Here is a 7,952-nt window from a genome sequence, read left to right as displayed (position 1 = left end):
CTTCTGACCCACAACCGATGTTTGCTGTCTGCAAATGCCACGCGCCAGCGCTGCTGCGGCAGGTTCTCCGCAGTTCCGTAGATATGCAATCCCGCCGCCGCTGAAAAAGAACAGATCTCGAATCCGCACCCTACCCAGAGGCGATCGTCCTGGCCGGCGACAAAGGTGATGTCCTTCAACTGAGGATGCTCACGAACAAGCTCAGGAGAAAATCCCGGAGCAACCGTCCACGTCGAAGCATGCTGCTCCGCAACATAGAGCATTCGCCGGCTGACGAAATAAAGCCGGTCATGCTCGCTCGGCAGCGCGGTCAGCGTTGTGTGCAGATCGAAGTCGAAGCCGCCCGGCGGCTCCGGAATGGCGTGCACGCCGCCGTGATCCATCACATAGAGCCAGCGCAACGTCGAGAACCAGACGCGGCCCTCGTTGTCGCGGGCCGCGCCGGTAACGTACTGCTCATCCGATGCGTTGAACACAATTCGCTTGAAGTCGGCGCCGTCGTACCGGTATACGCCACCCTCGGCGCAGATGATGAGAGATCCCTCAACGTCCTGCACGATATAGCGGACGCTTAAACTCTTCAGCCCCTCCGAGAGACCGTAGGTGCGAAACGCAAAATGCTGCGCCGCCGCCATCGTGGCCAACACGCCTAAAAGGCATGCGCACAGTGCAGCGACGATACATTTTCGCGTCATCCCGGGAACCCTTAAACGGCATATCGGCGGCAACCGGGAAAGATTGATCTGTGATGTAAAGATTTACCAGGACCGATGAGTCTTATATCGGCAACCCTGCTCTGCACACCCTTTTCGGGCTACTCGCCAACAGGGAAAATGCTCTAGCACGGGTCATGCAGTAGCGTTCACAATGCTAACGACGCGATATTCGAAGCGCCCTGGCGGTCAATGGCCATCTTCGCCTGTCGCAGACGTTCGCGGAGTTTCCCGGTGGCGATCCGATGACAGCGCAGGCAAAGTGTGCGGATATTGTCGAGGTCGCATTCGCCCCCGCCCTCGCTCACCGGCAGAATATGGTCAGCATCCCAAAGGCTCTTACGAGAGCGGGTGCGAAGCCCCCAGTGCTGCAACAGGTCCTGCCGGCGATTTCCGCGCGAGTACCGGAGAGTCCGCTCGGCAACGGTTGTATCGACGGAGCACTCCGCACAAACACCTACGTCTCTCAGAAAGACCTGCTCACGCAGATAACCAGGCTGCGATCGCAACTTCCATTCATGCACGCAGAACTCTGAACAAAACGTGAATCGGCCTCGAGGAACTTCTAAATTGCACCAGCGGCATAGACCGCGACCGTTCGCTCCCTTGGGGATCGATTTTCGGTCTACCCAACCTCCGGTCATGATGCGTGCGGTGCTCATCTCGTATAGCTATTCTCGCCCAACAGGACCGGAGCCCATACGAGAGAAAGGTACCGGAATCATGAATGACATCGATGTCTATGTCAAACCGGCGAGCCCGCGTTATTCACGACTCGCAAGGGATGATGCATCGAGCGAAGCTCGATCTGGTCTTGCTTAAGGGCACGGCTTTTAGCCGTGCCGAACAGGGAGCAGAGAACACGCGGCTTTAGCCGCTGAGGTCAAAATATAAGTCGTTAGTTATGGTTAAGAACATCAGACACACACAGGAGATGCGGTACCTCAGCGGCTAAAGCCGCATTCCTTTTCGAGCCGAGACGGGACGGCTAAAGCCGTCCCCTTAAGCAAGACGGAGCGCCTTTGGCGCTTTGCCCAGCCAGCGGCACTGGCCGGGGTCCCCGCTGCTCCCACCCAGGTACGCGCAATCCATAGAGTTCAACTATGGCCTTCACTTCGTACATAAAATCCCTACGAAGTCGCTATCGCCGCTTTCAGCAGCCCGGAGACATAAGCCGGTGTAAGCGGGATTCGCCTGGCATGAATCCCTGTAGCGTCGTGGAAGGCAGCGGCAATCGCTGCCGGACACACCGCATTCGCCGGCTCGGAGCCTCCGGCGTAGCCTTTGTCATCACGGGAGATCTGCACTATCTTGATCTCCGGCATCTCGGCCATGGTCAGGATCTTGTAGCTGCTCCAGTTGGTGCTGGTGATCTTGCCGGTATCGAAGGTGACCTCCTCCTTCAGAGCTTCGCTGATACCCATCACAACGCCGCTGAGCATGCAGCGCTCAAGCTGGCGGGGATTGATGATCTTGCCCGGTTCTGCCCCGATGGTGAACTGTGTCACCTGAATCACACCTGTAGCGGGCGTGACGATAATCTCTGCGATGCCGACCCAGTAGCCATTCTGACGCATCATCAAGCACATTCCGCGCCCATGCAGTTGATTCCCATCTTCACTGCGAGCCTTGGGATTCGGCGATGGCCGCGGCTGCCATTCTGCTGCCTTTGCCGTCGCGTGCACCAGTTCGGTAAGACGTTGATCCGAGGTGTGCGCAAGGCGAAACGCGATGGGATCCATACCAGCCGCCGCGGCTGCTTCATTGAGAAGCGATTCGAGGGCAAAGTTCTGCTGCCGCTGTCCGGGAGTGCGCATGATGAGTCCGCGCATGCCGACTCCGCTCGGTGCATCGCTGCCAAGGTTAGGCGTGCCGTAGACCTCCTCCCGGCGATGCGGAATGCCATCATAGGGCCACTCTGTTGCAATCCAATAACCCGGTTTCGGATCGCTGGTGGGCATGCCGGCAAGGATCGCTCCAACGATGCGTGCGTCGTTTGATTGCGTCGAATAGAACGAGCTTTTAAGAGCAGTGATCCGGTTGTTCGCATCGAGACCACAAGCGATGTCTTCCACCCAGCCGGGAGAACTGGCGGACCAGGCGAAGTCATCCTGCAACATCCACTGCACGCGCACCGGCCGGTGCAGCATCTGCGAAAGGATCGCGGCGTCACCTTCGGCGCCGTCTCCGCCGAAGGTCGTGCGGCCGAACTGTCCGGCATGGTCGAACCAACGCACGACGACCTTATCCATCGAGGTGGAGAGCGTATTGGCGATCTGCGCGCGCAACCCCTGAAGATTGGCCGAGTGAGACCAGACGGTAGCAAAGCCATCCGCACGAACGTCGGCCACTGCTACAAAGGGTCCAATGGGCGCGTGCTTGATAAAGGGCTGCTCGTAGGCAGCGGAGACCTGCTTTGCGGAAGTGCTGAGCGCGGCTGTCGTCTCTTCAATACTTCCCTTTCCTTCCGAGGGAGCCTTCCACGGATAGCTGCGCAGAAACCCAGTGAGCTTGTCACTGCCAGGCAGCCCCGCCCACTCTGTCCACTTGGTCGCGGAGGCAACGGCGCGAGAAGCGCTGATAGCTTCCCACTCATTCGGTGAGACCACCGCAACCAGGTTCTTCTTCACGACCACCTGTGCGTTGGGGAACTTCGTCTTGTCGAGTGCGCCTGCAGCGATCAACGTTGATCCCAACGTCGGAGGACGCACGACGCGGGCATGCAGCATATTCGGCAGCATGACATCGCACGTCCACTGCGTGCGTCCAGTCACCTTGTCTGGGATGCTGGGCATCGGGTATGACGTGCCTACGACCTTATATCCGCTCAACGGCCGCATCGGCGGATTTCCCAGCACGACGATACCGTCCAGCCCGGAGAGTCCGTTCCACGCGGTTGGGTCAACGCGTGCGGCTTCGCCGGAGACAGGTATGGTGAGATCGAGTTGCTGGTTGCGAACAAGCTCGGCGTAGCTGATCTTTCGTCCATCGCCGGAGACGATACCGTCGCTGACCGTGAGCTGGTCTGCGGGGAGATGCAGCTTCTCCGCCGCCAGGCGCAGCAGGGCCTGATAGGTATAGGCGGCCACTTTGCGGAGATTCTCTGCCCCGGTAAGAAAGCCGGCGGAGTAACCACCGTCGGGTGTGCGGTCGGTATCGCCCATGATGAGAGAGATGGTTTCGGGACGGACACAGAGCTCGTCGGCGATGATCTGCGGATAGAAACCGCTCATTCCGGTGCCGATCTCAGCGCGGCCGGTACGTACGAGGATGCTGCCGTCATCGTGCAGCTCAAGCCAGGAGGTAGCCGGCATCCCACGCGGCGGTGCCGTCTGTGATGTCTGCCCCGTAAGTCGCGGCGTTGCCATGGAGACGACCAGCGCGCCACCAGTCTTGAGAAAACCGCGACGGGTAAGCTGAGGCAGGAACTCTTGAGAAGGAACGGGGCTCGAAACCGGAAGCATGATCTTCATGCCGGTCTCCGATCCGACGTCATGACCGTCGACGCTCGCTGCACCGCGCGGATGATCGCGGCATAGGTTCCGCAACGGCAGAGATGGGGTGATGGAGGCTTGTTCGTGTACGCGTCTTTGATCTGGGCAACGCTCGGCGTGGGGTTCGTTGCAAGCAGTTCGACAGCCGCGATCATCATGCCGCTCTGACAGTAGCCGCACTGCGGAACCTGTTCGTCAATCCATGCCTGCTGCACCGGGTGAAGCGTCTCTGCCTCCACGGCTGCACCTTTGTTCTGTGCCCAAAGCGCGGGAAGCCCCTCAATGGTGACGATCTTCTTGCCGGTTGTGGCGGCAAGAGGCGTGATGCAGGAGCGAACCTCTGCTCCATCAACCAGAACAGCGCAGGCGCCGCACTGCGCCATACCGCAACCGTAACGCGGACCGGTACAGTGCACCTCATTCCGCAGCACGTAGAGCAGGGGCGTCTCAGCGGTTGCGTGGACAGGATGCTCCTGTCCGTTGACGTTGAGGGTGAGCTGATCTGCCATGGGTGATGCTCCTTGAGGTCGTATCCAAACCCGCCGTCGATAAGAACTACATTGCGATACTAATCAAAACCCTTGTCAAACCAACACAGATTGGGTTGTGGGTGAGAACCCCTTGTTGCGTCTCAGACGCAGATTCGATAGGTTTGTCCCATTACAACAATTTGAAAATCGTCCCGCGACGGCATGCGTTGCTGGTCTTGCAGGGGATTTCTCCAGCTTCTGTCCCTCGGATTCCTTTTTGTCCGCTCAAAGCATTTCCCCTGTTCCTGGGTTTCCCGGAAGGGGCGTGCAGCGGCGTTTTCATTGCGGAAAACGCCCATAGATGTGAATGCCCTGGTCTACACCTACAGGGAAAACGCTTAATCAGATTTCTCTTCGAAAGCGAGAAGCTCCATGAATCTGTATCGCATCACGCAGGCTGCCGCCCTGGCCGCGGCGCTGCTGGTTATTCCGCCCGCAGCCGCGCAGGAACAGGCGGGTGACAAGGTTGATCTCGACGTCCTGGCACAGATCAAGCACGAAGCCCTCCAGAACTCGCAGGTGATGGAAAACCTGTACTACATCTCTGAGGTATATGGTCCGCGCGTCAACAACAGCCGCAATCATCGCGCAGCCGCCGAGTGGGCCATGCAGCAGATGAAGGCGTGGGGACTGAAGAACGTCCACCTGGAAGCATGGGGCCCCTTCGGTTATGGCTGGCAGATCAAGAAGTATTACGGTGCGCTGGAGTCTCCCGCCTATGCCGCGCTGACCGGCTTCCCGCTGGCATGGACACCGGGCACCGACGGCCCCATCACCGCCGATGCCGTATGGGCTCCCATCCATTCGAAGGACGACTTCGCCAAGTACAAAGGCAAGCTGAAGGGTAAAGTTGTGCTGATCTTCGATCCGCCTCAGCTTRAGCTGCACTCAACTGCGGAAGCGGCGCCCAGCCCGACCGATGAAGAGGTCGAGGCGCGCACCAAGACTCCTCCGACCGGCCCTCGCGGTGGAGGCGGCCGCGGACGCGCCGGTGAAGGAGAGTGGGACTACACCCCGACCTCCCTTGCACTATCAGGACCGAAGGGCCGCACTCTTCGCAACGAGGTCAATGCCTTCCTCAAGGAAGAGGGCGCTGCCGTGGTGCTGACGCCGGGCTACAACGGCGACGGCGGCACGGTCTTCTCAACCTACGGTGGATCCGAAGATCCCAAGGATCCGGTTCCGCCTCCGATGGTCGCCGTTACTCCTGAGCAGTRCAACCGCGTTGTTCGCCTGGTGCAGCATGGAACCACGCCGAAGTTGACCTTCGACATCCAGGTCGACTACCAGAAGACGGATCAGATGGCCTTCAACGTTGTTGGCGAGATTCCGGGTACCACCAAGGCCGACGAAGTGGTCATGCTCGGCGGCCACTTCGATAGCTGGCAGGGCGGCACCGGCGCCACCGACAACGGCACCGGCTCCTCTGTCGCCCTGGAGGCGGTACGCATTCTGGCAACCATGCACAAGCCCATGGCGCGTACGGTTCGCGTTGCCCTGTGGGGCGGCGAGGAAGAGGGACTCTACGGTTCCATCGCTTATGTGCAGCAGCACTTTGCACAGCGCGAAACCATGAAGAAGACTCCGGAGTACGACAAGCTGGATGTCTACTTCAACGACGACTCAGGTTCGGGCCGCTTCCGTGCCGTATCGGCGCTGGGCAATCCGCAGCTTGCGACGATCTTCAGGTCGTGGATTGAGCCCATCAAGGACCAGCACATCGTTGCTGTGACCGGCGGTACCGAGTTCAGGCCCACGGCGCAACCCGGCGGCACCGACTCCACCAGCTTCTCGTGGATCGGACTGAACGGCATCGGCTTCCAGCAGGACTCGTTGGAGTACGGCACCCGCACCCATCACTCCAACGCGGATCTCTATGACCGCGTGCAGAAGGACGATGTGATGCAGGGTTCCCTGGTCGAAGCCTGGTTTGCCTACAACGCAGCCACCCGCGCCGAGATGCTGCCCCGCATCCCAACACCGGAGCCGTTGAAGAAGTAATCGGACGTAGAAAGAAGCAAAGGGTGAGGCCAAAGCCTCACCCTTTTGTTATTGCACTTGGTGTATTAGCTCTAAGCACCAAAAGGTTGCACCTTCTCAGGTGGGAGCAGCGGGCTTCAGCCCGCTGCTCCCACCCGGTTCGAGCTTCGCTCGAATATACCCATCGCGTTGAGATGGATGGGGCACCTAACTATGACTGCAGATCACCATCACTGGCAGCTCTTTCCGACTCGGCCATAACGTCATAGAACACATCATGGAGCATCTCCCCGTTTTCCGGATTGACCACGGTTCGGTTCCCCTTCGCATCCATCGCAACCAGCTTGAATGAGCCCTCGTACGATCCGATTCCGTCCAACACATTAAGGAACGTAACGGCCGAGAGTTCGGCGCACTCCCGCAGGAGTTCTTTCACCAACTCGCGGCCATTGTCGTCGAGATCATGGAACCAGCGCGCCCGACGCTCTTCGATTTCTGCTCGAGCATGCAGGGACACGCCGACGCTTTTGTCGATCTCAGAGGTCCAGGCCTCCATAGGGATGGTCGGTTTCGGCTGCAGTAGCTGCTTCAGTATTTGCTTGTACGGATAGTCAATCGCGTCGCGTTGTATGACTTCAATAAACTCACGTGCATCCATCGTCAATGTCCTCAGCGTAATTACCATTTTGCAGCATTCCACATCGCTCGTAGAACCCTGCCAAGGTAGACATGCGCCTACATGTTGCGCTTCAGCTTGGTATCTCCGCTTACCTGGTTTTGGGCCAGGCCCAAGCCTGTCGCAGGATACCTCTCAACCACTGGACGCGGCCAGAACGCCACAAGGGTTGAATCCACAGTAGTAAGTGTGATATAATACTAAAGGTAACTTCACGTCAGAACTTACTATGAGGTCTCATGCCTATCTCACACGACGCTGTTGCATCGTTCTTCCAGAAGTTTGCGGCCAGCAGCAATTCCAAAGACACACCGGCCGAAATCTCACACTTTGCCGATGTCTTCGTTGCGGCTGGTCCGTCTGGTAACGTTATCGTCAAGGTTGAAGATTTCGCGAAGGTATTGCCGAAGAGACGCCAGCTCCTGGAAGCATCCGGTCTTGTTCATACCTCACTCAAATCCTTCGATGTGACCGCTTCGACAGACCGCCACGTCGTCGTCAACAACACCTGGGAGATGGACTTCAAGACCCAGACACATGGTCCGGTCACAATACCGGT

The 7,952-nt window shown here is 58.6% G+C and carries 7 protein-coding genes; 2 read left to right on the top strand and 5 right to left on the bottom strand.

Annotated elements, in window-relative coordinates; genetic code table 11:
- From AB4043_RS06830 to AB4043_RS06815, 4 genes are all read right to left on the bottom strand, one after another.
- A partial coding sequence (locus AB4043_RS06830) for a hypothetical protein (RefSeq protein WP_442306732.1) occupies window positions 1–695 on the bottom strand: 695 nt, incomplete at its 3' end.
- Between the two features lie 167 nt (window positions 696–862).
- Window positions 863–1,222, bottom strand: coding sequence for an HNH endonuclease (locus AB4043_RS06825; protein WP_442302980.1), 360 nt, complete (start codon window positions 1,220–1,222; stop codon window positions 863–865).
- Between the two features lie 621 nt (window positions 1,223–1,843).
- A complete protein-coding gene (locus AB4043_RS06820; RefSeq protein WP_442302979.1) occupies window positions 1,844–4,186 on the bottom strand; it encodes a molybdopterin cofactor-binding domain-containing protein in 2,343 nt (780 codons plus the stop codon).
- Window positions 4,183–4,716 carry a (2Fe-2S)-binding protein gene (locus tag AB4043_RS06815; protein WP_442302978.1) on the bottom strand — a complete coding sequence of 178 codons (534 nt, stop codon included), beginning with the start codon at window positions 4,714–4,716 and terminating at the stop codon, window positions 4,183–4,185. Before AB4043_RS06815 ends, AB4043_RS06820 begins: the two co-directional genes overlap by 4 nt.
- Window positions 4,717–5,109: 393 nt before the next feature.
- Here AB4043_RS06815 and AB4043_RS06810 point away from each other — a divergent pair, with 393 nt between their 5' ends.
- Window positions 5,110–6,738 (top strand): M28 family peptidase, encoded by a 1,629-nt coding sequence (locus AB4043_RS06810; protein WP_442306731.1) that lies wholly within the window; start codon window positions 5,110–5,112, stop codon window positions 6,736–6,738.
- A 190-nt stretch (window positions 6,739–6,928) separates the two neighbouring features.
- Here AB4043_RS06810 and AB4043_RS06805 read toward each other — a convergent pair whose 3' ends face one another.
- Window positions 6,929–7,375, bottom strand: coding sequence for a hypothetical protein (locus tag AB4043_RS06805; protein WP_442302976.1), 447 nt, complete (start codon window positions 7,373–7,375; stop codon window positions 6,929–6,931).
- A gap of 257 nt (window positions 7,376–7,632) precedes the next feature.
- Here AB4043_RS06805 and AB4043_RS06800 point away from each other — a divergent pair.
- A partial coding sequence (locus tag AB4043_RS06800) for a hypothetical protein (RefSeq protein WP_442306730.1) occupies window positions 7,633–7,952 on the top strand: 320 nt, incomplete at its 3' end.

It is taken from the genome of Terriglobus sp. YAF25 (assembly GCF_052113305.1).
In the GTDB taxonomy this organism is placed as follows: Bacteria; Acidobacteriota; Terriglobia; order Terriglobales; family Acidobacteriaceae; genus Terriglobus.
The sequence above is the reverse complement of the archived record's forward strand: the minus strand, read 5'-3'. Positions and strand labels throughout refer to the sequence as shown.

Excerpts from the sequence above, each read along its gene's own strand:
- AB4043_RS06805 (WP_442302976.1), bottom strand. The coding sequence starts at position 7,375 with ATGGATGCACGTGAGTTTATTGAAGTCATACAACGCGACGCGATTGAC.
- AB4043_RS06815 (WP_442302978.1), bottom strand. The coding sequence starts at position 4,716 with ATGGCAGATCAGCTCACCCTCAACGTCAACGGACAGGAGCATCCTGTC.
- AB4043_RS06820 (WP_442302979.1), bottom strand. The coding sequence starts at position 4,186 with ATGAAGATCATGCTTCCGGTTTCGAGCCCCGTTCCTTCTCAAGAGTTC.